23 protein-coding genes are annotated in these 23,474 nt (G+C 75.4%); 11 read left to right on the forward strand and 12 right to left on the reverse strand.

What is annotated here, in order from left to right; all coding sequences use genetic code 11:
* Positions 1–7 precede the first annotated feature (7 nt).
* On the forward strand, positions 8–1,051 hold the full coding sequence (locus ACFVQZ_RS17260) for a DUF3068 domain-containing protein (protein ID WP_383623343.1): 1,044 nt from the start codon (positions 8–10) through the stop codon (positions 1,049–1,051).
* Here the strand turns inward: ACFVQZ_RS17260 and hrpB are convergent.
* Together hrpB and ACFVQZ_RS17270 are read right to left on the reverse strand one after the other, a co-directional pair.
* The gene (hrpB, locus tag ACFVQZ_RS17265; RefSeq protein WP_383623346.1) at positions 1,035–3,590 is read right to left on the reverse strand and encodes an ATP-dependent helicase HrpB; all 2,556 of its coding nucleotides are present in this window, start codon (positions 3,588–3,590) and stop codon (positions 1,035–1,037) included. The genes ACFVQZ_RS17260 and hrpB overlap by 17 nt on opposite strands.
* Before the next feature lie 100 nt (positions 3,591–3,690).
* Positions 3,691–4,536 carry a class I SAM-dependent methyltransferase gene (locus tag ACFVQZ_RS17270; protein ID WP_030492891.1) on the reverse strand — a complete coding sequence of 282 codons (846 nt, stop codon included), beginning with the start codon at positions 4,534–4,536 and terminating at the stop codon, positions 3,691–3,693.
* 364 nt (positions 4,537–4,900) lie between these two features.
* Here ACFVQZ_RS17270 and rpsA point away from each other — a divergent pair, with 364 nt between their 5' ends.
* The 4 genes from rpsA to ACFVQZ_RS17290 all read left to right on the forward strand — a co-directional run bounded on the left by rpsA (position 4,901) and on the right by ACFVQZ_RS17290 (position 8,573).
* The gene (gene rpsA, locus ACFVQZ_RS17275) at positions 4,901–6,403 is read left to right on the forward strand and encodes a 30S ribosomal protein S1 (protein WP_030492890.1); all 1,503 of its coding nucleotides are present in this window, start codon (positions 4,901–4,903) and stop codon (positions 6,401–6,403) included.
* A gap of 168 nt (positions 6,404–6,571) precedes the next feature.
* Complete coding sequence (locus tag ACFVQZ_RS17280) at positions 6,572–7,510, forward strand: PAC2 family protein (RefSeq protein WP_383623350.1); 939 nt, start codon at positions 6,572–6,574, stop codon at positions 7,508–7,510.
* 31 nt (positions 7,511–7,541) lie between these two features.
* Entirely contained in the window at positions 7,542–8,147 is a 606-nt protein-coding gene (coaE, locus tag ACFVQZ_RS17285) for a dephospho-CoA kinase (protein ID WP_383623353.1), read from the forward strand.
* Positions 8,148–8,204: 57 nt separating this feature from the next.
* The gene (locus ACFVQZ_RS17290; protein WP_030492887.1) at positions 8,205–8,573 is read left to right on the forward strand and encodes a tetratricopeptide repeat protein; all 369 of its coding nucleotides are present in this window, start codon (positions 8,205–8,207) and stop codon (positions 8,571–8,573) included.
* 16 nt (positions 8,574–8,589) lie between these two features.
* Here the strand turns inward: ACFVQZ_RS17290 and ACFVQZ_RS17295 are convergent, their stop codons facing one another.
* Both ACFVQZ_RS17295 and ACFVQZ_RS17300 read right to left on the reverse strand, forming a co-directional pair.
* Entirely contained in the window at positions 8,590–8,859 is a 270-nt protein-coding gene (locus ACFVQZ_RS17295) for a DUF6343 family protein (protein WP_383623356.1), read from the reverse strand.
* A gap of 112 nt (positions 8,860–8,971) precedes the next feature.
* Positions 8,972–9,304 carry a hypothetical protein gene (locus ACFVQZ_RS17300; RefSeq protein WP_030492885.1) on the reverse strand — a complete coding sequence of 111 codons (333 nt, stop codon included), beginning with the start codon at positions 9,302–9,304 and terminating at the stop codon, positions 8,972–8,974.
* A 232-nt stretch (positions 9,305–9,536) separates the two neighbouring features.
* Here ACFVQZ_RS17300 and ACFVQZ_RS17305 point away from each other — a divergent pair, with 232 nt between their 5' ends.
* From ACFVQZ_RS17305 to ACFVQZ_RS17315, 3 genes are all read left to right on the forward strand, one after another.
* Positions 9,537–12,380, forward strand: coding sequence for a DEAD/DEAH box helicase (locus ACFVQZ_RS17305; RefSeq protein ID WP_383623359.1), 2,844 nt, complete (start codon positions 9,537–9,539; stop codon positions 12,378–12,380).
* Positions 12,377–13,657 (forward strand): SWIM zinc finger family protein, encoded by a 1,281-nt coding sequence (locus ACFVQZ_RS17310; protein WP_030492883.1) that lies wholly within the window; start codon positions 12,377–12,379, stop codon positions 13,655–13,657. The genes ACFVQZ_RS17305 and ACFVQZ_RS17310 overlap by 4 nt, the downstream gene beginning before the upstream one ends.
* A 173-nt stretch (positions 13,658–13,830) precedes the next feature.
* A complete protein-coding gene (locus ACFVQZ_RS17315; RefSeq protein ID WP_383623362.1) occupies positions 13,831–14,607 on the forward strand; it encodes a chaplin in 777 nt (258 codons plus the stop codon).
* Positions 14,608–14,652: 45 nt separating this feature from the next.
* Here ACFVQZ_RS17315 and ACFVQZ_RS17320 read toward each other — a convergent pair whose 3' ends face one another.
* The 4 genes from ACFVQZ_RS17320 to ACFVQZ_RS17335 are packed head-to-tail and all read right to left on the reverse strand — an operon-like array spanning position 14,653 to position 17,142.
* Positions 14,653–15,405: a DUF2293 domain-containing protein gene (locus tag ACFVQZ_RS17320; protein WP_383623365.1), complete on the reverse strand. Its 753-nt coding sequence runs from the start codon at positions 15,403–15,405 to the stop codon at positions 14,653–14,655.
* An 11-nt stretch (positions 15,406–15,416) separates the two neighbouring features.
* Positions 15,417–15,875, reverse strand: coding sequence for a hypothetical protein (locus ACFVQZ_RS17325; protein ID WP_383623368.1), 459 nt, complete (start codon positions 15,873–15,875; stop codon positions 15,417–15,419).
* A gap of 58 nt (positions 15,876–15,933) precedes the next feature.
* Positions 15,934–16,311 carry a MerR family transcriptional regulator gene (locus ACFVQZ_RS17330; RefSeq protein ID WP_383623371.1) on the reverse strand — a complete coding sequence of 126 codons (378 nt, stop codon included), beginning with the start codon at positions 16,309–16,311 and terminating at the stop codon, positions 15,934–15,936.
* Between the two features lie 12 nt (positions 16,312–16,323).
* A complete protein-coding gene (locus ACFVQZ_RS17335) occupies positions 16,324–17,142 on the reverse strand; it encodes an SDR family NAD(P)-dependent oxidoreductase (protein ID WP_383623374.1) in 819 nt (272 codons plus the stop codon).
* A gap of 71 nt (positions 17,143–17,213) precedes the next feature.
* Between ACFVQZ_RS17335 and ACFVQZ_RS17340 the strand changes: the two genes are divergently transcribed.
* On the forward strand, positions 17,214–17,861 hold the full coding sequence (locus ACFVQZ_RS17340) for a uridine kinase (RefSeq protein WP_383623377.1): 648 nt from the start codon (positions 17,214–17,216) through the stop codon (positions 17,859–17,861).
* On the opposite strand, the gene ACFVQZ_RS17345 is transcribed toward ACFVQZ_RS17340, so the two are convergent.
* Both ACFVQZ_RS17345 and ACFVQZ_RS17350 read right to left on the reverse strand, forming a co-directional pair.
* Positions 17,853–18,779: a carbohydrate kinase family protein gene (locus ACFVQZ_RS17345; RefSeq protein ID WP_383623380.1), complete on the reverse strand. Its 927-nt coding sequence runs from the start codon at positions 18,777–18,779 to the stop codon at positions 17,853–17,855. The two genes, ACFVQZ_RS17340 and ACFVQZ_RS17345, sit on opposite strands and share 9 nt — an antisense overlap.
* Positions 18,776–19,696 (reverse strand): pseudouridine-5'-phosphate glycosidase, encoded by a 921-nt coding sequence (locus ACFVQZ_RS17350; RefSeq protein WP_030492875.1) that lies wholly within the window; start codon positions 19,694–19,696, stop codon positions 18,776–18,778. Before ACFVQZ_RS17350 ends, ACFVQZ_RS17345 begins: the two co-directional genes overlap by 4 nt.
* 287 nt (positions 19,697–19,983) lie before the next feature.
* On the opposite strand from ACFVQZ_RS17350, the gene ACFVQZ_RS17355 reads away from it, so the two are divergent.
* Positions 19,984–20,343: a cupin domain-containing protein gene (locus ACFVQZ_RS17355; protein WP_383623384.1), complete on the forward strand. Its 360-nt coding sequence runs from the start codon at positions 19,984–19,986 to the stop codon at positions 20,341–20,343.
* 11 nt (positions 20,344–20,354) lie between these two features.
* Here ACFVQZ_RS17355 and ACFVQZ_RS17360 read toward each other — a convergent pair whose 3' ends face one another.
* Positions 20,355–21,653: an MFS transporter gene (locus ACFVQZ_RS17360; protein WP_383623387.1), complete on the reverse strand. Its 1,299-nt coding sequence runs from the start codon at positions 21,651–21,653 to the stop codon at positions 20,355–20,357.
* Between the two features lie 78 nt (positions 21,654–21,731).
* On the reverse strand, positions 21,732–22,286 hold the full coding sequence (locus ACFVQZ_RS17365) for a methylated-DNA--[protein]-cysteine S-methyltransferase (protein WP_051787426.1): 555 nt from the start codon (positions 22,284–22,286) through the stop codon (positions 21,732–21,734).
* Between the two features lie 271 nt (positions 22,287–22,557).
* Between ACFVQZ_RS17365 and ACFVQZ_RS17370 the strand changes: the two genes are divergently transcribed.
* Positions 22,558–23,454: an MHYT domain-containing protein gene (locus ACFVQZ_RS17370; RefSeq protein ID WP_030492871.1), complete on the forward strand. Its 897-nt coding sequence runs from the start codon at positions 22,558–22,560 to the stop codon at positions 23,452–23,454.
* Positions 23,455–23,474: the final 20 nt, after the last annotated feature.

A 23,474-nucleotide genomic window follows, 5' to 3' on the forward strand; every position in this document is an offset into this window, starting at 1 on the left:
AGCCCCCGTGCGCCGCCGAGCCAGTCTCGTCCTCCTCTCCCTCGCGGTCTTCCTCGCCGCCATGGCCCCCACCCTGCGCTGGTACGCCTTCCCCCGGCTGGCCAAGATCCCGCCGAACCAGTACCAGGAGATGGTCCTGGAGGCCCGCCCCGCGACCCTGCTCGACTACGGCACCCTCAAGGCCCGCGAGGTCGAGAAGATCACGATCGTCCAGACGCTCAAGGGCAACGTCGAGGAGTCGAAGCGGATCGAAGCCGGCACCGACCGCGACGTCGTCGTCTGGGACGGCCTCTCCTACGTCATGGGCCCCGACGGCACGATGGTCTCCAAGATCCCCGAGCGGTACATCTTTGACGCGCACACCCAGGACCCCGTGAACGCCCCCGGCGAGATGGTCGACGGCGACCCGGTCAAGCGCGAGGGCATCGAGTTCAAATGGCCCTTCCTCACCGAGAAACGCGATTACCTCTACTTCGACGCCCAGACCCGCACCTCGTCCCCCATCCACTACGCGGGCACCCGCACCTTCCGCGGCCTGGACGTCTACTACTACGAGCAGACCATCCCCTGGACCCGCGTCCCCATGCCCAAGACCATGCCGGTCGAGGGCATCACCCCCGACGTCATCGCGACCATGGGCCTCACCCGCTGGTACACCACCAAGCGGATGTTCTGGGTCGAGCCCGTCACCGGAGCCCCCGTCAACGGCGAGGAGATCCACACCGAGGAGCTGCGCGGCACCAAGGCCCTCACCGGCAAGGACACCGTCACCGTCTTCTCCGGCCACGTGAAGATGCGCGAGGACTACATCGCCGACACCGTCGAGCTGGTCTCCGCCAACCGCACCACCGTCCTCCTCCTCGTCTCCCGGCTTCCGTGGACCTTCGCCGTCCTCGCCCTCCTCCTGCTCGCCGCCTCCCTCTGGCTGGAGCACCGCTCCCGCCGCCCCGCCCCCGGAACCGCCCCGAAGAGCAGCCCGGCGCACCCTCCGACGACGTCCCCGGCGACGGGACCGGCGGCGCCCCCGGGGCCCGTCACCCCTCCCGTCTGAGCCGCGCGCTCGTGTGCCGCGTCGGCTCCGCCGAGGAAGGGTCCTCCGGCCACGGATGCTTCGGATACCGCCCCCGCAGCTCCGCCCGCACCGCCCGGTAGCCGTCCCGCCAGAACGACGCCAGATCCGCGGTCACGGCCGCCGGCCGCCCGGCGGGGGAGAGCAGGTGCACCAGCACCGGCACCCCCGCCACCGTCGGCGTCCCGTCCAGCCCGAACATCTCCTGCAGCTTCACCGCCAGCACCGGCCGCCCCTCCCCGTACGCCACCCGGATCCGCGACCCGCTCGGCACCTCGATCCGCTCCGGGGCCAGCTCGTCGAGCCGCCCCGCCTCACCCGACGCCCACGGCAGCAGCCGCCGCAACGCCTCACCGGCGTCGATCCGCCCCAGATCCGCCCGCCGCGCCGCCCGCGACAGCTCCGGCTCCAGCCACTCCTCGGCCCGCTCCACCAGCGCCTCCTCCGACACGTCCGGCCACGCCCCGCCGACCGCCTCCCGCAGGAACGCCAGCCGCTCCCGCAACTCCACCGCCTCCCGGCTCCACCGCAGCAGCCCCGTCCCCTCCCGCCGCAGCCCGTCGAGCAGCGCCTCCCGCACCAGCACCGGATCCGCCGCCGACCCCAGCGGGCGCACCGTCAGCTCCACCGCCCCCAACCGCTCCACGGACCGCGCCACCACATCGCCGTCCTCCCAGCGCACCTCCTCACCGGCCCGGAACAGATGCCCAGCCGCCCGGCGCGCCACGGACTCGTCCACCACCGCCGCCAGCCGCACCCGCGCCGTCGCGTCCCGGGCCGTCCGGTCCGCCACCGCCACCGCCAGCCACGGCGCCGACCGCAGCCCCGACCCCTCGCCGAGCCGCGCCCCGCTCCCGGACACCATCAGATGCCCGCCCCGCTCCCGCAGCCGCGCCACCCGCTCGGGGAACGCCAGCGCCGTCACCACCCCCGCCACCCGGTCCTCCCCTTCAGCACCCGGCCCGTCCTCACGCGCTGCGCCCCCGGCCCCCGCCGACGCCGCCGCCCGCTCCAGCCGGCGCACCTCCGCCCGCCAGCGCGCCCCGTACCCGTCCCCGCCCCGCCGGGCCGCGCGCCAGGCGGCCGTCAGATCGTCCCCGTACTCCCGGGGCGGCTCCTCGCTCAGCAGGGCCACCACCTCGGCGGCTCGCCGCACTCCCACCTCGGCCGCCCCGTCCAGCAGCGCCCGGCCCAGCCGCGGGTGCAGCCCCAGCCCGGCCATCCGCTCCCCGCGCGCCGTCGCCCGCCCCGCCGCGTCCACCGCGCCGATCGCCTCCAGCACCGAGCGCGCCGCCGCCAGCGCCCCGCCCGGCGGTGCGTCGAGCAGCGCCAGGCCCTCCGCCGCCGGATCGCCCCAGCAGGCCACTCGCAGCGCGAACCCGGTCAGATCCGCGATCCGGATCTCCGGCGACGGGAACCGCGCCCGGCCGCTCTCCTCCGCCTCCGACCAGCACCGGTACACCGTGCCCGGCGCCTCCCGGCCCGAACGCCCCGCCCGCTGCGTCGCCGCCGCGGCCGACACCGGCACCGTCGCCAGCGACCCCAGTCCCCGGGCGTGATCCATCCGCGGCTCCCGGGCCAGCCCCGCGTCCACCACCACCCGCACCCCCGGCACGGTGAGGCTCGACTCCGCTACCGACGTCGACAACACCACCCGCCGCCGCCCGCCCGGCCCCGCGCCCCGCAGCACCGCGTCCTGCACCGCCGCCGGAGCCCGCCCGTGCAGCTGCAGCACCTCCGCGTCCATCCCCTCCAGCAGCCCCGCCGTCCGCGCGATCTCCCCGGTGCCGGGCAGGAAACACAGGACGTCGCCCTCGTGCCGCGCCAGCGCCTCCCGCACCGTCGCCGCCACGTGCCGCAGCAGCGCCGGGTCCACCCAGGTGCCGTGCGCCGGCCGGATCCCCGCGGGCGGCGGCACGTGACGCACCGCGAACCCGTGCCCCTCGCCCTCGCTGCGCACCACCGGCGCCGGCCCGCCGCCCTCCTGGGAGGTCAGCAGCCGCGCCCACGCCTCCGCGTCGCTGGTCGCCGAGGCCGCGACGAGCCCCAGCTCCGGCCGCAGCGCGGCCCGTACGTCCACCAGGAACGCCAGCGCCGTGTCCGCGTCCAGATGCCGCTCGTGGCACTCGTCGAGCAGCACCACGTCCACCCCCGCGAGCTCGGGGTCCCGCTGGAGCCGCTGGAGGAGGACGCCCGTCGTCACCACCTCGACCCGGGTCGCCGGCCCGGCCCGCCGCTCGCCGCGCACGGAGAAGCCGACCGCCCCGCCGACCTCCTCGCCCAGCAGCCACGCCATCCGCGAGGCCGCCGCCCGCACCGCCATCCGGCGCGGCTCGGCCACCAGCACCCGCCGCTCCGGCCCGTCCCCTATGAGCCCCGCGAGCGCGAGCGGCACCAGCGTGGTCTTGCCGGTGCCGGGCGGCGCGTGCAGCACCGCCGTGCCGCGCTCGTCGAGCGCGGCCAGCAGCTCGGGAACGGCATGGCGGACGGGAAGCAGATCGAGTACGTCGTGTCGGATCACGCACTCAGTCTCGTACGCGACGAAGAAAAGGCGGGCCGCGTTATCCACAGGCCCGCCCATAAGTAGGACAGTCAGACTTCTCTCTGCTCTGTAGGCCCCGTCAGCGCCCGTCCTCGCGCTCGCACACGAAGATCGCCGTGCCCGGGATCAGATTCCCCCGCAGCGGCGACCAGCCTCCCCACTCCTGGCTGTTCCACGCCGGCCACTCCGGCTCGACCAGGTCCACCAGCCGGAAGCCCCCGGCCACCACGTCCCGCACCCGGTCCCCGAGCGTCCGGTGGTGCTCCACGTACACCGCCCGCCCCGACTCGTCCTGCTCGACGTACGGCGTGCGGTCGAAATAGGAGGCGGCGACCGACAGGCCCTCCGGCCCCGGCTCGTCCGGGAACGCCCAGCGGATCGGGTGCGTCACCGAGAACACCCACCGGCCGCCCGGCCGCAGCACCCGCCACACCTCGCGGAACACCCGCACCGGATCGGCCACGAACGGCACCGCCCCGTACGCCGAGCACGCCAGGTCGAACGAGCCGTCGCGGAACGGCAGCGCCCCCGCGTCCGCCTCCACCAGCGGCACCTCCCCGCCGATCCGCAGGGCGTGCTGGAGCTGCCGGTGCGACAGGTCGAGCGCCACCGGCCGTGCGCCCCGCGCCGCCAGCCACCGCGAGCACTGCGCCGCGCCCGCGCCGATCTCCAGGACGTCGAGCCCCTTCAGCCCCTCCGCCGGCCCGAGCAGTCCGGCCTCGGCCTCGTCCAGCCCCTCCGGACCCCACACGAACCGGTCGTCGCCGAGGAAGGCGCCGTGCTCCGTCTGGTACTCGTCGGCGTTCCGGTCCCACCAGCCGCGGCTCGCCCGGCTGCTCTCCGCGTCCCCCGCGTCACGCCGGGTCGCCTCCGCCTCCTCCTCGCCCGAGGAGAAGGGGACTTCGTGTGCGTACTCTTGGTTCATCTCGCCCGTCGATGTAGTTTGCGCTCAGTGCCGCCCTCCGGCGGACCCCGCCGATGAGGCGCGGATGGACACGGCCGACCCGAACCGGCATGAGTTGTGCCGGGTTTGCGCGGTTCTGTCCCGGGTGCGCGCTTCGCGCATTGACCCTGTCCGGCCGCCCCCGTATGCTAAAGGTTGCGCTGCGGGCCTGCGCGCCTCAGACGGAGCAGGCCGCGCTCGCACCTGTTGCAGTCCCCTCGGTTTACGAGGCGCCCCCGACCCGTCGGAAGGCGCTTCATCAGCTGTCCGGCTTCTTCAGTGCGATACGGGCTCTCGGCGTAGCAGTACCTACGACTTTCTGTCCGTAACCGGAGCCCTTTCCCACATGACGAGCAGCACCGAGACCACCGCCACCACCCCGCAGGTTGCGGTCAACGACATCGGTAACGAGGAAGCCTTCCTCGCCGCGATCGACGAGACGATCAAGTACTTCAACGACGGCGACATCGTCGACGGCGTCATCGTGAAGGTCGACCGGGACGAGGTCCTGCTCGACATCGGTTACAAGACCGAAGGTGTCATCCCGAGCCGCGAGCTCTCGATCAAGCACGACGTCGACCCCAACGAGGTCGTCAAGGTCGGCGACGAGATCGAGGCCCTTGTTCTCCAGAAGGAGGACAAGGAAGGCCGCCTGATCCTCTCGAAGAAGCGCGCCCAGTACGAGCGTGCCTGGGGCACCATCGAGAAGATCAAGGAAGAGGACGGCATCGTCACCGGTACCGTCATCGAGGTCGTCAAGGGTGGTCTCATCCTCGACATCGGCCTCCGCGGCTTCCTCCCGGCCTCCCTGGTCGAGATGCGTCGTGTCCGCGACCTCCAGCCCTACGTGGGCAAGGAGCTCGAGGCGAAGATCATCGAGCTGGACAAGAACCGCAACAACGTGGTCCTGTCCCGCCGCGCCTGGCTGGAGCAGACCCAGTCCGAGGTCCGCCAGACCTTCCTCACGACCCTCCAGAAGGGTCAGGTCCGCTCCGGCGTCGTGTCCTCGATCGTCAACTTCGGTGCCTTCGTGGACCTGGGCGGCGTCGACGGTCTCGTCCACGTCTCCGAGCTGTCCTGGAAGCACATCGACCACCCGTCCGAGGTCGTCGAGGTCGGCCAGGAGGTCACCGTCGAGGTTCTCGACGTGGACATGGACCGCGAGCGTGTCTCCCTGTCGCTGAAGGCGACGCAGGAGGACCCGTGGCAGCAGTTCGCCCGCACCCACCAGATCGGCCAGGTCGTCCCCGGCAAGGTCACCAAGCTGGTTCCGTTCGGTGCGTTCGTCCGCGTCGACGAGGGCATCGAGGGCCTGGTCCACATCTCCGAGCTGGCCGAGCGCCACGTGGAGATCCCGGAGCAGGTCGTCCAGGTCAACGACGAGATCTTCGTCAAGGTCATCGACATCGACCTCGAGCGTCGCCGGATCTCGCTGTCCCTGAAGCAGGCCAACGAGTCCTTCGGTGCCGACCCGGCGTCGGTCGAGTTCGACCCGACCCTGTACGGCATGGCCGCGTCCTACGACGACCAGGGCAACTACATCTACCCCGAGGGCTTCGACCCCGAGACCAACGACTGGCTCGAGGGCTACGAGACCCAGCGCGAGGCGTGGGAGGCCCAGTACGCCGAGGCGCAGGCGCGCTTCGAGCAGCACCAGGCCCAGGTCATCAAGTCCCGCGAGGCCGACGAGGCCGCCGCTGCCGAGGGTGGCGCCGCCGCTCCGGCCGGTGCCTCGGCGGGCGTGTCCGGTGGCTCCTACTCCTCGGAGTCGGACGACAGCGCCGGCGCCCTGGCGTCGGACGAGGCCCTCGCCGCCCTGCGCGAGAAGCTCGCCGGCGGCCAGAGCTGAACAGCTCGCACCGCTGAGCGGCACTAGCCGCCAGTAGCACACCGGGGCCCGCTCCCTTCCGGGGGAGCGGGCCCCGGTCGCGTTTCCGGCCCAGGAACCGCCCGCCGCCGGGAATGACCTTGCCCCCCGGGGGCGTTCTCCCCGAAGACGCGAGGAGGAGCGGTAACCGTGCTTGATCCCCAGGATTTGTACGAGTGGGACGCCAAGGGCCTGGCCGTGGTCGATCTGGCCCTGGCGCAGGAGTCGACCGGACTGGTCATGCTGTACCACTTCGACGGCTACATCGACGCCGGAGAGACCGGCGAGCAGATCGTCGAGAACGTCCTCGACACCCTGCCGAACCAGGTGGTCGCCCGCTTCGACCACGACCGGCTGGTCGACTACCGCGCCCGCCGCCCCCTGCTGACCTTCCGGCGCGACCGCTGGACCGCGTACGAGACGCCGGCCATCGAGGTCCGCCTCGTCCAGGACGCCACCGGCGCCCCCTTCCTCGTCCTCTCCGGCCCCGAGCCGGACGTCGAGTGGGAGCGCTTCGCCGCCGCCGTCGCCCAGATCACCGAACGGCTCGGCGTCCGGCTCGCCGTCAACTTCCACGGCATTCCCATGGGCGTCCCGCACACCCGGCCCGTCGGCCTCACCCCGCACGGGAACCGCACCGACCTCATGCCCGGCCACCGCAGCCCCTTCGACGAGGCCCAGGTGCCCGGCAGCGCCGAATCCCTCATCGAGTACCGGCTCACCGAAGCCGGCTTCGACACGCTCGGCGTCGCCGCCCACGTCCCCCACTACGTGGCCCGCTCCCCGTACCCGGACGCGGCGCTCACCGCCCTGGAGGCCGTCACCGCCGCCACCGGGCTCGTCCTCCCCGGCGTCGCCCACGCACTGCGCACCGAGGCCCGCCGCACCCAGACCGAGATCGAGCGCCAGATCGGCGCGGGCGACGAGGAGCTGGTCGCCCTGGTCCAGGGCCTCGAGCACCAGTACGACGCGATGGCCGGCGCCGAGACCCGCGGCAGCCTCGTGGCCGAACCCGTCGACCTGCCCTCCGCCGACGAGCTGGGCCGCGAGTTCGAGCGCTTCCTCGCCGAACGCGAGGGCGACGCCTAGCCCCGCGCGGCCAGGGCCTAAGCTGCCGCCCATGCTGAAGGTGGGCCTGACCGGCGGAATCGGCGCCGGCAAGAGTGAGGTGTCGCGGCTTCTCGTCTCGTACGGGGCCGTGCTGATCGACGCGGACCGGATCGCCCGTGAGGTCGTCGAACCCGGAACGCCGGGGCTCGCCGCCGTCGTGGCGGCCTTCGGGGACGGTGTCCTCACCGAGGAGGGCACCCTGGACCGGCCCAAGCTCGGCTCCCTCGTCTTCGCCGACGCGGAGCGGCTGGCCGCGCTCAACGCGATCGTGCACCCCCTCGTCGGGGCCCGGTCGGCCGAACTGGAGAGCGCGGCGGCCCCCGGGGACGTGGTCGTCCACGACGTACCGCTCCTCACCGAGAACGGCCTCGCGCCGCTCTACGACCTCGTCGTCGTGGTGGACGCCTCGCCCGAGACCCAGCTCGACCGGCTCGTACGGCTCCGGGGCATGACCGAGGACGAGGCCAGGGCCCGCATGAGCGCCCAGGCCGGCCGTGCGGACCGGCTCGCGATCGCGGACCTCGTGATCGACAACGACGGCCCGCTCGACGCCCTGGAACCGCAGGTCCGGAAGGTGTGGGACGAGCTGGCGCGCCGGGCGGGCGGGACCGCGTAGCGCCCGGGACCACCGCTTCCGGTGTTCCCGGGCCGGAAGATGGGAAGGATGCAGTTCATGGCCGAGAGAAATCCGGAGACGCACGTCATCGACTTCCGTGCCGCGGAACAGCTGCTGGCGGCGCGGGACCCGCGGGGTGCCGTGAAGCTGCTGGACTCGGTCATCGCCGAGCACCCGGAGAACACCGCCGCCCGCCTCCTGAGGGCCCGGGCCTTCTTTGCCGCGGCCCAGCTGAGACCCGCGCAGCTGGAGTTCGAGCTGGTGCTGGAGCGCGAGCCGGACAACGCGTTCGCGCACTTCGCCCTGGCCCGCACGCTGCAGCGCTCCGGACAGGAGGACCGGGCCACCCGGCACTTCCGCCTGGCCGCCGCGCTCGACCCGCGGCCCGAGTACGTCCGCGCGGCCGGCTTCGGCGCCGAGGACTGACCACCGGGGCCGCCAGTCAGCGGCCCCGTCCGCCGCGGTCCGGCTCGTACGGCGGGACGTCCCGGCCCGGCTGCCAGTGCGGGCCCTGCCGCAGATGGCGCAGAACCATCGACATGTCGACCGCGACCACCAGGAACAGCGCCCCGCAGGCCGCCGCCCAGCCGGGACGGCCGACCAGCGCGAACACCATCGTGCCGAAGACCGCCCACACCATCCCCCAGGCACTCAGCCAGAACCGCAGCCGCAGCGTGCTGCGCGCGGTGGCCGGCTCGCTACCGGTACGCATGACGGCGCCCTCTTCCGTCCGATCCCTGTGGACCCCTCCGGCGCCTACCCGCCAGGAGGCGAACCGAACGGCGGCGGGAGCGGCAGCGGCGGGGCGGGACGCCGGGGCCGGGTCAGTGCACGAGGGAGTAACTGCGCCAGGGCAGGCTGCCCGGCGCGATCGAGTCGGCGCTGTTCGTCGGCAGATAGATCGTCTCCTCGCCCCGGCAGTGCGGGGTCCGGTACAGGACCAGGTCCACCAGCGTGCCGTTCTCGACCCGCGTCGCCCCCAGCGGCATCCGGTGGCAGCCCCTCACCGGCGGGCTCATCACCCGCACCACCTTCTCCCCGCGGGTCTCGTAGGTGACGGGGCCGACGGCGGTGCGGCCGAGGCCGGAGCAGCCCGCGACCGTGAGCGTGAGCAGCACGGCCCCGGTGGCGGTCGTGAGACGCCGGCGAACGGACATGGCGGATCCCCTTCGGTCGGGCGAGCGAGGCGGTCGGCGGCAGCCCCAGCGGCGGAAAAGACCTGGTCGACGCCACCCTCCCGCCCCCGGCGGTCGCTGTCATCCGCTGTTGGGCCGGTCGGGGGAGGCGCGCCCCGGGCCCGTTGTCAGACCCCGCCCGTAAGGTCGTTCTCACCGGCACGGAAGCGTCGTGCCGGCGCGGAGCGACCCCGGACGAAGGGAGGGCGGCACCATGACGGAGCGCTGGACGGCGTGTGCGGCCGTCTTCCTGCCCGCCGCGCTGCCCCGCGACGGCCGGATCGCCCTGTGGTCCCCGGACGGCACCGCTCTCCCCGAGCCGGGTGGTCTCGCCGGGGCGGAGCCCGCCCGCCTCACGGTCGCCCGCCGGCACGGCAGCGGCGCCCGCGGCCGGGAGGTCCCCGCCGTGACCCTGCCGGTGGCCGCCGCCCTGCCGCTGCTCGTCACCGCCCGGCACAGCCCGGCCGCCCACCCCGCCACCGCCTGCTGGGGCGCCGCCGCCCTGCTCGCCCTCCACCTCGTCGCCCGGGGCCGGCTGCTGCCCGGGCTCACCGCCGACGACCTGGACGCCTGGCGGGCCGGACCGCTCGACGCCGAGGACATCGCCCACCTGCGGGCCGTCGCCGCCGCGATGCCGTACGAGGCGCACGCCGTGCCCGTCGCCGGCCCGGGCCCGCTCGGGCTGCCCGAGCCGGAGGCGCTTGTGCGGGCCTTCCTGGACGCGGTCGCCGACACCCTGCCCCGTACGCCCGCCGCCGTGCACGCCGTCGGGGCCCCCTTCGCCGCCACCGCGCCGCAGCACCTGCCCGGGGCGCGGGCCTGGGCCGCGGAGGCCGCCGCCGGCATGGACGCCGGGGTGCGGATCTCGCTCCGCCTCGACCTGTCCGCGGCGGAGCTCTTCGACGCCGCCGACGAGGCCGAGGGCGGTCCCGAGCGGCAGGCCGCCGCCGCGATCCTCCAGGTGCACAGCCTCGCCGACCCGACCCTCGTCATCGACGCCTCCGCCCTGTGGGCGGGGGAGGGCGAGCACTTCGGCCCCCGCGCCCGCATCGACGCCCTCCTCGCCGTGCGCCGCGCCGCCCGGATCTGGCCGCCGCTCGGCCGCCTCCTGGAGCGGGACGCGCCCGACGTCCTCTCCCTCTCCGAGGCCGAGCTGTACGAGCTGCTGGGCCCCGCCGCGGCCCGGCTCGCCGACGCGGGGGTCGCCCTGCACTGGCCGCGCGACCTGGCCCGCTCGCTCAGCGCCTCCGCCGTCGTCCGCCCCGCCCGGTCCGCGCCCGGCTCCGCCACCGACGGCACCAGCTTCTTCGACAGCACGGAGCTGCTCCGCTTCGACTGGCAGCTCGCCCTCGACGGCGATCCGCTCACCCCGCGCGAGATGGACCTCCTCGCCGAGGCCCACCGTCCCGTCGTCCGGCTCCGCGACCGCTGGGTCGTCGTCGACCCCGACCTCGTCCGCAAGGCCCGCAAGCGCGAACTGGGCCTGCTGGAACCGGTCGACGCCCTCGCCGCCGCCCTCACCGGCAGCGCCGAGGTGGACGGCGAGACCGTGCCCGCCGTGCCCGTCGGCGCGCTCGCGGACCTCCGCGACCGGCTGCTGGCCGGTCCCGAGGCCGCCGAGCCGCCCGCCGGTCTCACCGCCACCCTGCGGGACTACCAGCTCCGCGGCCTCGCCTGGCTCGACCTGATGACCTCCCTCGGTCTCGGCGGCTGCCTCGCCGACGACATGGGCCTCGGGAAGACCGTCACCGTCCTCGCCCTCCACCTCCGCCGGGCCCGCCGCGAGCCCACCCTCGTCGTCTGCCCCGCGTCCCTCCTCGGCAACTGGCAGCGGGAGGCGGCCCGGTTCGCCCCCGGGGTGCCCGTCCGCCGCTTCCACGGCGCCGCCCGCGACCTCGGCGACCTCGACGGCGGGATCGTGCTCACCACCTACGGCACCCTGCGCACCCGCGCCGACCGGCTCGCCGAGCGGTCCTGGGGGATGATCGTCGCCGACGAGGCCCAGCACGTGAAGAACCCGTTCTCGGCGACCGCCAAAGCACTCCGCACCCTGCCCGCGCCCGCCCGCGTGGCCCTCACCGGCACGCCGGTGGAGAACAACCTCTCCGAGCTGTGGGCCATCCTCGACTGGACCACCCCTGGACTCCTCGGCCCGCTCAAGGCGTTCCGCTCCCGCCACGCCCGCGCCGCCGAGAACCGCGAGGAGCTGGAGAACGAGGAGGCGGTGGAGCGGCTCGCCCGGCTCGTCCGCCCCTTCCTGCTGCGCCGCCGCAAGTCCGACCCCGGCATCGTCCCCGAACTGCCGCCGAAGACAGAGTCCGACCACCCGGTGCCGCTCACCCGCGAACAGGCGTCGCTGTACGAGGCGGTGGTCCGCGAGACCCTGGGCCAGATCGAGGCCGCCGAGGGAATGGCCCGGCGCGGCCTGGTGATGAAGCTGCTGACCTCGCTCAAGCAGATCTGCAACCACCCCGCCCAGTACCTCAAGGAGGACGCCCCGCGCGGCGCCGGCACCGCCCGTCTCGCCGGCCGCTCCGGCAAGCTCGCCCTCCTCGACGAACTCCTCGACACCATCCTCGCCGAGGGCGGCTCCGTGCTCGTCTTCACCCAGTACGTGACGATGGCGCGGCTCCTCGCCGACCACCTCGCCGCGCGGGGCGTCACCAGCCAGCTCCTGCACGGCGGCACGCCCGTGGCCGAGCGGGAGCGGATGGTCGACCGCTTCCAGGCCGGCGAGGTGCCGGTCTTCCTGCTCTCCCTCAAGGCCGCCGGCACCGGGCTCAACCTCACCCGCGCCGGCCACGTCGTCCACTACGACCGCTGGTGGAACCCGGCGGTCGAGGACCAGGCCACCGACCGCGCGTACCGCATCGGCCAGACCCAGCCCGTGCAGGTCCACCGGCTCGTCACCGAGGGCACGGTCGAGGACCGCATCGCCGAACTGCTCCGCGGCAAGCGGGCCCTGGCGGAGGCCGTCCTGGGCTCCGGCGAGGCCGCCTTCACCGAACTCACCGACCGCGAACTGGCCGACCTGGTCTCCCTGAGGAGGTCCGCGTGAACCGCCCCGCGTCCCGGGCCGCCCGCCCCGCCCGCCCGGCCGGCCCGCGCCATGACGACCGCCGCCGCACCTTCCCGGCCGTCCCGCCCCGCGAAGCCTCCGACGGGCGCTTCGCCGCCACCTGGTGGGGCAACGCCTGGGTGGCCGCCCTGGAGCGCACCGCGCTCGACCAGGCCCGCCTCGGCCGCGGCCGGGCCTACGCGGAGCGCGGCCACGTCGACGCCATCACCGTAACCCCGGGCCGGGTCGTCGCCTATGTGCACGGCAGCCGGATCCGGCCGTACCGCACCGAGATCCGGATGCGGACCCTCGGCGACGACGGCTGGGAGCTGTTCCTCGACGAGGCCGCCGCCCGGCCCGAGCACATGGCCGCCCTCCTCGACAAGGAGGTCCCGCACGCCCTGGAGGCCGTCGAGGGGCTGCTGCCCGCCCCCGGCGACCTGCTGCCCGACTGCTCGTGCCCCGACGACGGCTTCCCCTGCAAGCACGCCGCCGCCCTCTGCTACCAGGCCGCCCGGCTCCTCGACGAGGACCCGTTCGTCCTCTTCCTGATGCGGGGCCGCGGCGAGGGCGAGCTGCTCGCCGAGCTCTCCCGGCGCAACGCGGTCCGGTCCGCCGCCGAGTCCGCGCCCACCGCGCCGGCCCTGCCCGCCGTACCCGCGCGGGACGTGCTGGCCGCCCCCGGTCCGGTGCTGCCGCTGCCCCCGCCGCTGCCGCTCCCGGACCGGCCGGGCCGCCCCGCCGTCTTCCCGCCGGACCCGCACGCCCCGGACCCGCTCGCGCTCGACCTGCTCGCCGGGGAGGCCGCCGCCCGCGCCCACGCGTTCCTCGCCACCGGGCACGACCCGGTCGCCGACCTCACGCCGTGGCAGGACGCCGTCCGGCTGGCCGCCGCCCACCCCGGCTCCGGGCTCACCGCCTCCACCCGCGCGCTCTACCGGGACCTCGCCGACGCGCTCGACCGGACGCCGACCGACCTCGCCCGCGCCGTCGCCGCCTGGCGCCAGGGCGGCGCGGCGGGGCTCGCGGTCCTGGAGGAGCCCTGGGACCCGCCCGCCGGCCCGTTCGACCGGGCGAGACCCGCGCTCCTCGCCGCCGACTTCCCTGCGTTCCGCCCCTGGCGCAACCGCCTCTCCACCGACGCGCTGCAACTCCGGCTCGGCAAGGACGGCTTGTGGTACCCGTACGAATCGGACCGCGGGCGCGAGGACTGGTGGCCGCGCGGCGTGCCCGACGCCGACCCGGTCGGAGCCCTCACCGAACTCCTGGGCCGCTAGCGGACGCAGGGGTCACCACTCGAACGGTGCCTCCCTCGAACGGGTGAAACCCGCCGACGGCCGGATCCGGCAGACGCGTTCGTGGCGTTTATTCCGGTACGGGCACTCGCCCGTGCAACTCCGGAAGGCAGGAAGCCATGAGGCAGATGCGCCGAAGTGGTCTGGCCACACTGTTGGTCACAGGTGGTGCGCTCGCGCTGTCGGCGGGCGCCGCCCACGCGGACTCGGGCGCCGAGGGTGCCGCGGTCGGCTCGCCGGGAGTCGGCTCCGGCAACACGATCCAGCTGCCGGTCCACGTACCGGTCAACCTCTGCGGGAACACGGTCAACGTGGTCGGGCTGCTCAACCCGGCCGCGGGCAACACGTGCGCCAACACCTCGGCCCCGGCCGGGGACTCCCGCGACGCGGGCCCCGGCCGCACCCACAAGGACGAGGCCGCGACCCCGCGCGGCGGCGAGCAGGCCGACACCCGCGGCGGCGCGGTCGACGGCGGCGGGAGCAACGGCGGTGGCGCCACCGCCGAGAGCCACGCCGAGGGCTCCCCGGGCGTGCTGTCCGGGAACGGGATCCAGCTCCCGATCGACATCCCGGTCAACGTCGTCGGCAACTCGGTCAACGTGGTGGGCATCGGCAACCCGGCCGTGGGGAACACCGGGGTCAACAACCCGGGCACCCCCGAGGAGCCGCAGGTCGAGGTCCCGACCCCGCGCCCGCAGACCCCGGTGCGCAACGTGCCGCCGAAGCCGGTCGCCGAGCAGGAGAAGCCGGAGGCTCCCGCCCCGGCGCCCGTTCCGGTCCCGGCCCCCGCCCCGCAGGGCGAGGCCGACGTCTCGTCGCTCGCCGCCACCGGCAGCGAGAGCGTCGGCTACGCCGCCGCGGGCAGCGCCGCGCTCCTTCTCGGCGGCGCGCTGATGTACCGCCGCGCCCGCCGCGCGGCCGACCAGGTCTGACCCGGACCTCCCCCGCCGGGACCGGCCCCGCTGGCGTCCGAGCCGTCAGCGGTCCGCCCGGCCCGGCGTTCCCTCCGCGCCCGTCGTGCCCGCCGCGTCCGGCACGCCGGGCGCGCCCGCGTGCCCGGGTCCCGGCGACCGGGGCGCCCGCCACGACCGGAGCACCGTCTCGATGGCCGGGCCGACCGTCGTACGGGCCCGGTGGCGGGGGACGCCGCTCATCAGCAGCGTGTCGTACGGCGTGTCCAGGTGCCGTACCGAGGCGCGGACCGCGGCCGTCACCGCGCCCGGGTCGAGGGCCCGTCCGGCGGCCGTCCGGCCCACCCGGCCGCTGCCCTTCGCCGACGCGTGGCCGGCGATCTCGGCCGCCCGCTCCGGCGGCATCGCCGGGAAGAGCCGCAGGATCTCGGCCCGCAGGGCCTCGGTGATCCCGGAGTCCCGCACCGCCCGCCGCTCCGCGTCCCGGGCGCGGCGACGGGCCCGGGCGTCCGCGTCGGCGAGGCAGGCCGCCTCCGCCTCCGCGAGCGCCGCCTCCTCGACGAGCAGCCCCTGCCGCTCGTACCGGGTGCGCCGCCGGTTGTGCCGCACCACCACCGCCCACAGGGTGCTGCGCTCCCGGGCGCGCCGGGTGAGCGCGGTGTCGCCCCGGCGCAGGAAGACCAGGTGCCCCAGGTCGGCGCAGTCCAGGCAGACCGGCCGGCCGTACTCGACGATCATCCGCTCCAGCGGTCCCTGCCGGCACTCCGAGCAGCGGCGGCGGCGCAGCGGCTCGACGACGACGGGGGCGACGAGGTCCACGGCCGCCGTCCTCAGCGCAGTCCGGGCGCGGCGGCCGAGATGAACCGGGACAGGGCCTCCTTGGCCTCGTCGGAGCGGCGGGCCCGTTCGGCGGTGCCGATGGCCTCGTGCATGCAGTGGGTCTGCTCGAAGGCGGCCTCGGCGAGCCGCCGGAGTTCGGTGTCGTCGCAGATCAGCTGGACGCGGAAGAGGGCCTGGCGGGCGGCGGTCCGCTGCCGGTAGGAGGCGTGCCGGGACTCCTCGGCCTCCTCGGAGCCGGGCTCCTCGACGGCCCGGAACCAGCGGTCGTTCTGGCTGTGGCGGTATTCGACGACGGCGCCGGCGAACGCGCTGTAGGTGGCGATCCGCTCCTGGCGGAGTTGTTCGTTCCGGGCGAGTGCCGCCGTGCGCAGGGTCATCCGTCCTTGGAACCAGTGGGTGGCGATCACGCCGAGAAGCGTGCCCGCCACCGCTATCAGCGCTACGTCCATGACCGGTGGTCCTCCCCCTAGACGTTCCGACCGTCCGAAGATCCTTCGGACCGTCAGATCATGGCATTCCGGGGGCGATCGCGTCACGGGGCGCCCGTTCCGCGAGCGCCGCCGCCAGCCGGTCGCGGGCCGCCGTCTGCGCCGCGATCCGCGCGTCGAGCACCGCGAGCCGCTCCCGGGCGATCTCCAGGCCGGCGGCGGAGGGCGGCACCGACGGCAGGTCACCGTCGAGACACGAGCGGAAGGCCGCGATGTCGTCGAGGGTGAGCCCGGCGTCGAGGAGGTAGCGGATGTTGGCGACGCGGACCACCGCGCCCTCCTCGTAGACGCGGTAGCCGTTGGCCGCGCGGGTCGAGGAGAGGAGGCCCGCCTGTTCGTAGTGGCGCAGCGACCGCGCCGACATGCCCGTCCTGCGGGCCAGTTCACCGATGCGCACCCGCCAGTCGTATCACGCCACCAGCGCGCCCCCGTCGACGGCGAGGACGGCCCCCGTGACGAAGGCGGCCTCGGGCGCGGCGAGCGCGGTGACCGCCCAGGCGATCTCCTCGGGCCGGCCGATCCGTCCGAGCGGGGTGTGGGCCCGCTGCCACTCCCGGGTCTGCCGCCGCTGCTCCGGCGTCAGGCCCATGTGGTCGGCGATCGGGGTGTCCACGGCGCCGGGGGCGACCGCCGCCACCCGGATGCCGGCGGGTGCGAGCTCCACCGCCCAGCAGCGGGTGAGCGTCTCCAGCGCGCTCTTGGTCGCGGGATAGACGGAACTGGCGGGCCAGCCGCGCTGTCCGATCGTCGTCGTCACGTTGACGATCACGCCCCGGGAGGCGCGGAGCGCGGGGACGGCGGCCTGGGTGAGCAGCACGGGCGCGACCAGGTTCGTCTCCAGGAGCGGGCCGATCACGGCCTGGTCGAGGGTGCCGAGCGGGCCGCCGCCCGCGACGGCCGCGTTGTTGACGAGGACGTCGAGGCGGCCGTGGCGGTCGAGGACGCTCCGGATCAGGTCCGCGGGCACGCCGTCGGCGGTGATGTCGGCGGGGTGCGGGTGGATGGCGGCGGGGGCCTCGGCGGCGGTCTCCCGCAGCGGCCCGGGCCTGCGGCCCACGGCGACGACGGTCGCGCCCTGCCGTGCGAAGGCGCGCGCGGTGGCCCGGCCGATGCCGGTACCGGCACCGGTGACGAGCACGACCCTGGGGGAGCCGGCGGCGGGGGAGGCCGGGGCAGTGGCGGTCGTGGCAGGGGCGGCGGTGGTGGCTGTGGTGGCTGCGGTGTCCATAGAGCCGATGCTGGAACGTTGACGCCGGTGTCAAGGTCAAGCCGGAGCGGGCGCGGGGCAGAATGGGGCGGATGCGATACGAGGCGATCACCTGGGGCCGGATGGCCGGGCGGCTGGCGCGGCACGTGGACCGGCTCGCGCCCGGCGACGGCGGCGAGCGGCTGAAGGTCGCCGTGGACGGCGCCCCCGCCGCGGGCGGCGAGGAGCTGGCCGGGCTGCTCGCGGAGCAGCTGCGGGACCGCGGGCGTCCGGTGTGCGTCGTGGGGACCGGGGGGTTCCTGCGGCCCGCGTCGCTGCGGTTCGAGCACGGCAGGCGGGACCCCGACGCGTACTACGAGGGCTGGACCGACACCGGCGCCCTGTGGCGGGAGGTCTTCACCCCGCTGGAGCCCGGCGGCGACGGGCGGATCCTGCCCGACCTGTGGGACCCGGTGAAGGACCGGGCGACCCGCAGCCCCTATGTGACGCTGCCGCCCGGCGGTGTCCTGCTGCTGCACGGCCCCTTCCTCCTCGGCCACTGGTTCCCGTTCGACCTGAGCGTCCATCTGCGGCTGTCGCCCGCCGCTCTCGCCCGGCGCGCCGAGGAGTCCTGGACGCTGCCCGCGTTCGTCCGGTACGAGACGGAGGCCGACCCGGTGGGGACCGCCGACGTCGTCGTCCGGGCCGACGACCCGCGGCACCCGGCGTGGACCGGGCTCGGCGCGCTGGGCTCAGACTGACGGCGGCCGGCCGCCGACGAGCGTGACGGCCTCGGCGCCGGCCGCGCACCCCGCCCGGGCCGCCTCCGCCGGATCGGCGCCCGCGAGCCGCGCGGCGAGGAACGCGCCGGTGAACGCGTCGCCCGCGCCCGTCGAGTCCACCCTCCGCTCCGGTGGCACGGGCGGGGCCGCCACCCGCGCCGTGACCGCCCCGGCCTCGGCGACCAGCGCGCCGGCCGCGCCCAGCGTCACCACGACCAGCGGCACCCGGCGGCTCAGCCGCCGCGCCGCCGTCTCCGCGTCCGCCGCGCCGGTGAGCAGCCGGGCCTCGTCGGCGTTGGGCAGCAGCACGGAGGCGTCCGCCACGGCCGCGAGGAACCGCTCCGGGCCCAGCTCCGCCAGGAAGCCGGCCGAGGCCGGGTCCACGCTCACCGGTCGCCCGGCCGCCCGGGCGTCCCGCAGGGCGAGGAGCGCCGCCGCCCGGCTCGACGGGGCGAAGAAGAGGTAGCCGGAGAGGTGGACCGCCGCCACGCCGTCGAGGAGTCCGGGGGACCAGTCGGCGGGGCAGAGGCGGAGCACGGCGCCGCTGTCCGTCAGGAAGGTCCGCTCGGCGGCCTCGTCGACCAGGGCGATCACGGTCGCCGTGGGCGCCTCCGGGTCGGGTATCAGCAGCGGGCGGACACCGGCCGCGACCAGCGCCCGCTCGTGCCAGGCGGCCGCGTCGCCGCCGACCCGGCCGAGGAGCCGTACCTCCCGGAGCCCCGAACGCGCCGCCCAGCAGGCGGCGTTGGCCCCCGCTCCGCCCGGCAGGGTGTGGATCGAGGCCGCCGTGTCCGTCGCCGGCGCGAGCGGGGTCCGGTGCCGGGCCACCACGTCCGTGACGACGTCCCCGACGACCAGCAGCGCCCCGTCCCGCCGCCGCTCCCCGGCGTCCGTCACCGCTCGCCCGCGGCGTACGCCCCCGCGATCTCCGCCGCGAGCCGCACATTGCCCCGCACCGCCGCCAGGTTGGCCTCCAGGGACGCGCCGTCCGTGTGGGTGGTCAGGTACTCCAGCAGGAACGGCGTCACCGCCTGCCCGGTGATGCCCTTCTCCTTCAGCGCGGCGAGTCCCTGCGCGAGCACCCGGTCGTGCAGTGCCGGGTCCAGCTGCTCCGACTCCGGCACCGGGTTGGCCACGATCAGCGCCGACCAGGGCCGGCCCAGCGCCTCCCGCGCCCGTATGACGGCGGCGACCTCCGCCGGGCTGCGCAGCGTCCAGTCGACCGGCTCCCCGGAGGAGGAGAGGTAGAAGCCGGGGAAGGTCTCCGTGCCGTACCCGGCGACGGTGACGCCCAGGGTCTCCAGGCGCTGGAGCGTCGCCGGCACGTCGAGGATCGACTTCACGCCCGCGCACACCACGGTGACGCCCACCTCGGCGAGCAGCCGCAGGTCGGCGGACTCGTCCTGGGTCTCGCGCCACTCGCGGTGCACGCCGCCGAGCCCGCCGGTGGCGAAGACCCGTATGCCCGCCGCGTCCGCGAGCCGGGCCGTCGCCGAGACGGTGGTCGCCCCGGTGGCGCCGGTGGCGAGCGCGGGCGCGAGGTCCCGGTGGCCGAGCTTGCGCACCGACGGGTCCTCCGCGATCCGGGTCAGCCCTGCCCGGTCGAGGCCGATCCGGGCGACCCCGTCGAGCACGGCGATGGTGGCGGGCACGGCGCCCCGGTCCCGTACCGACTCCTCCAGCTCCACGGCCACCGCCAGGTTCCGCGGGCGCGGCAGGCCGTGGGCGATGATCGTCGATTCGAGGGCGACGACGGGCCGGCCCTCGCGGAGCGCGTCCCGTACCTCTTCGGACACCAGTGTGGTCGTGGTCATGGTCCATGTCTGGGCCGCCCACGCACCCCGCAAACACCTCTGGCGAGCTCCCGCCACCCCCCTTTCGCACGGGGGTGCGAGTGGGGTACGGATTCGGTTCCCGGACGTCTGGCCGGCGGTGCCGCTCCGCCGCGCACCCCGCCCGGGCGGCGGGCGGGAGCCCGCTGCGGAATCCGTCGTCCGCAGCCCGGGGGAGCAACGTCCCTGGTCAGAGCCGTGAACGGAGGGAATCGTTCCGTAGTCCCGGTGTCCCGGGCCGCGTGCGAGCCCCGCTACAGTCACCGCCCATGACGACACACGACCTGCCCTCCTTCGCCGTCCACATCCCCGACGCCGAGCTCGAGCCCGAGCCGCTCGACCCCGGCCAGATCGTGTCCGGCACCCCCGAGGTGACCGGCAAGGTGCTGTGGGAGTCCGCCGACGGCAAGCAGCTGCGCGGCATCTGGCAGATCACCCCCGGCGTCGTCACCGACACCGAGGCGAACGAGCTCTTCGTCGTCGTCAGCGGCCGGGCCACCGTCGCCGTCGAGGGCGGCGCCACCCTGGAGATCGGGCCCGGCGACGCCTGCGTCCTGCGCGAGGGCGACCGGACCACCTGGACCGTCCACGAGACCCTGCGCAAGGCGTACCACATCACCTTGCCCTGACCGGCCTCGGCTCAGGCCCTGCGGAGCACGCCCCGCAGGGCCAGGGCGCCCACCGGCAGCAGCAGACAGGCCGCGAGCGCGTTGAGCGGCCCGTAGCCCGCCTGGGAGACGATCACACCGGCCGCCAGGCCGCCGAGGCCCGCCGCCGTGTTCATCACCGTGTCCGACAGGCCCTGGACGGCGGCGCGCGCCGCCTGCGGCACCGAGTCCGTCAGCAGCGCGGAGCCCGCCACCAGACCGGCCGACCACCCCAGGCCCAGGACGAACAGACCGACCGCGACCCGGGTGTGGCTCGCCCCCGCCGTCCCGGCCAGCAGTGCCGCGAGCGCCAGCAGCCCGACCGCGAGACCGATCACCGACAGACGGCCCAGCCGGTCCGCGAGCCAGCCCATGACCGGCGAGAACGCGTACATGCCCGCGATGTGCACGCTGATGACCAGGCCGATCAGCTCGATCCCGGCCCCGTGGTGGGTGAGGGCCACCGGCGTCATCGACATGATCGACACCATCACCGTCTGCGAGGCGGCCACCGTGACCAGGGCGATCCGCGCCTGCGGCGACGCGCCCACCGCGCGCAGCCCGGCCCGCAGCGACCGGTTCTCCGGCAGGTCCGCCGCCGCGCCCTCGTCCGCCGCGGCCAGCGCCCGCGCCGTCAGCAGCGGGTCGGGCCGCAGCAGCACCGCCACCACCAGCGCCGAGACCACGAACACCACCGCGGCCCACAGGAACGGGCCCGCCGCCACCGGGATGCCCAGACCGGAGACGCTGCGCCCGGCCGGCGCGGCGATGTTCGGCCCCAGGACCGCGCCGATCGTCGTCGCCCACACCACCGTCGAGATGGCCCGTGCCCGCCGGTCCGGCTCCGCCAGGTCGGCGGCGGCGAACCGGGCCGCCAGATTGGCCGAGGACCCCGCCCCGAAGCCCACCAGGCCCGCCAGCAGCACCGCGAAACTGCCCACGACCGCGCCCAGCACCGCGACCGCGGCCCCCAGCGCGCCCAGCAGATAGGCCAGCACCAGACCGGCCCGCCGGCCCCGGCGCGCCATCAGCGCCGCCAGCGGCATCGCGAGCAGCGCGGGCCCGGCCACCGTGGCCGTCGAGGCGAGCCCGGCCAGCGCGTCCGTACCGCTCACCTCGGTGGCGAGGACGGCGGCGAGCGCCACACCGGTCGCGATCCCGAGCCCGCCGAGGATCTGGGTGACGACGAGCACCGCCTGGACCCGGCGGCGCAGCTCCGGGAGGGCGACGGCGTCGGGCGTGACGGATATCCCGCCGGCGGCGGTGTCAGGGGTGTCGGGCGTTTTGGTCACTACCGGAGTGTGCCAGTCCCTCCGGCCGAGGGGAACGCCCCCGGGTCAGTACAGCGGCTCCGGCAGCACGCCCCCGGGTCAGAACAGCGGCTCCGGCAGCACGCCCTCCAGCGCCAGGAGTCTCCGCTTCGTCTCCAGCCCGCCGCCGAACCCCCCGAGGCCGCCGGCGCTCTCCACCACGCGGTGGCACGGCACCACCACCGGCAGCGGATTGGCGCCCATGGCCGCGCCCACCGCCTGCGCCGCCGCCGGCTGCCCGACGCGCCGCGCCAGCTCGCCGTACCCGACCACCGTCCCGTACGGCACCCCGGCCGCCAGCTCGCGCAGCACCTGGCGGTTGAAGCCGGTCGCCAGCGACCAGTCCAGCGGCAGGTCGAACGCCCGCAGCCCGCCCGCGAAGTACCGCTCCAGCTGCCGCACCGGCTCCGCCAGCAGCCCCGTGGCGCACTCGACGGCCACGGCGCCCAGCTGCCCGGCGAGCCGCGCCGCCATCCGCTCCCGGCGCGCGTCCTCCGCGTGGAACCCGACCTGCACGAGCCCCCGCCCGGTCGCCGCCAGGAAGAGCGGCCCGATCCCGCTCCCCACCACCGTCCACTCGGCGGTGACGCCCCGCGCCCCGTCCTCGATCTCCATGCCCTCACCGTACGGCCCGGCACCGACAGCCCCGCCCCGCGCGGAGCCGCCACCGACGACCTCCGGCCAGAACCGCCGATCGGCGGCGAACCGGCGGCGCTCCCCCCTCCGCAGGTCACGGACCGGTCTCGCTCCGGTCTCACGACCGGAAAATCCCCGGTCAGGTGCTCACCGAACCCGCGACGGGCCATAATCTCGCCCCGATAGCACTACTCAGCGGTACCGACTGTTTTCGGACGTCCATGCGCCAGGGGTGGGAGGGCACACGCTCATGCAGGGCACGGTCGACGGATTCAGCTACGGGATCGTCACGCCGGTGGCGGCCTTCCTCATGGCCTGCCTCGGCGGCGCCCTGGGGCTGAGATGCACGACCCGCTCGCTGCGCCACCAGGAGTCCTTCAAGGCCGGCTGGCTCGCGCTCGGCTCCACCTCCATCGGCACCGGCATCTGGACCATGCACTTCATCGCCATGATGGGCTTCTCGGTCCGGCAGGCGCCGATCGACTACGACCGGCCGATCACCTTCGCCAGCCTCGGCGTCGCCGTCGTCATGGTCGGCATCGGCATCTTCATCGTCGGCTACCGGGGCGCCACGGCGCTCACCCTCGTCACCGGCGGCACCATCACCGGCCTCGGCGTGGCCACCATGCACTACCTCGGGATGGCCGGGATGCGGCTGCCCGGACGGATCGAGTACGACACCCTCACCGTCGCCCTCTCCGTGGTCATCGCCGTCGTCGCCGCCACCACCGCCCTCTGGGCGGCGGTCTCCGTCCACGGCTTCCTCGCCAGTCTCGGGGCCAGCCTCGTCATGGGCGTCGCCGTCAGCGGCATGCACTACACCGCCATGGCGGCCGTCACCGTCCACCTGCACGCCGCGCCCGCCGCGGGCAGCGCCGCCACCGCCGGCTCGCTGCTGCTGCCCATGCTGATCGGCCCCGCCGTCTTCCTCATCCTGGCCGCCGTCGTCGTCATGTTCGACCCGCTGCTCGTCATGGGCGACCCCGACTGGCAGCGCGCCCCCGCCCGCTCCCCGTACCGCCCCGGCGTCCCCGCGCCCCGGTACGTCCCCGGCTACGGCGAGCCCGCGAACTGGACCGCCCGCCCCGCCGGCCGCGGCTCCCGCCGGTCCGCCGCGCGCGGCGGACACCGCTCCGAGGACTGGTGACACCGGACCGCCGCGCCCCG

It is taken from the genome of Streptomyces sp. NPDC057854, from assembly GCF_042797055.1.
Lineage (GTDB): Bacteria > Actinomycetota > Actinomycetes > Streptomycetales > Streptomycetaceae > Streptomyces.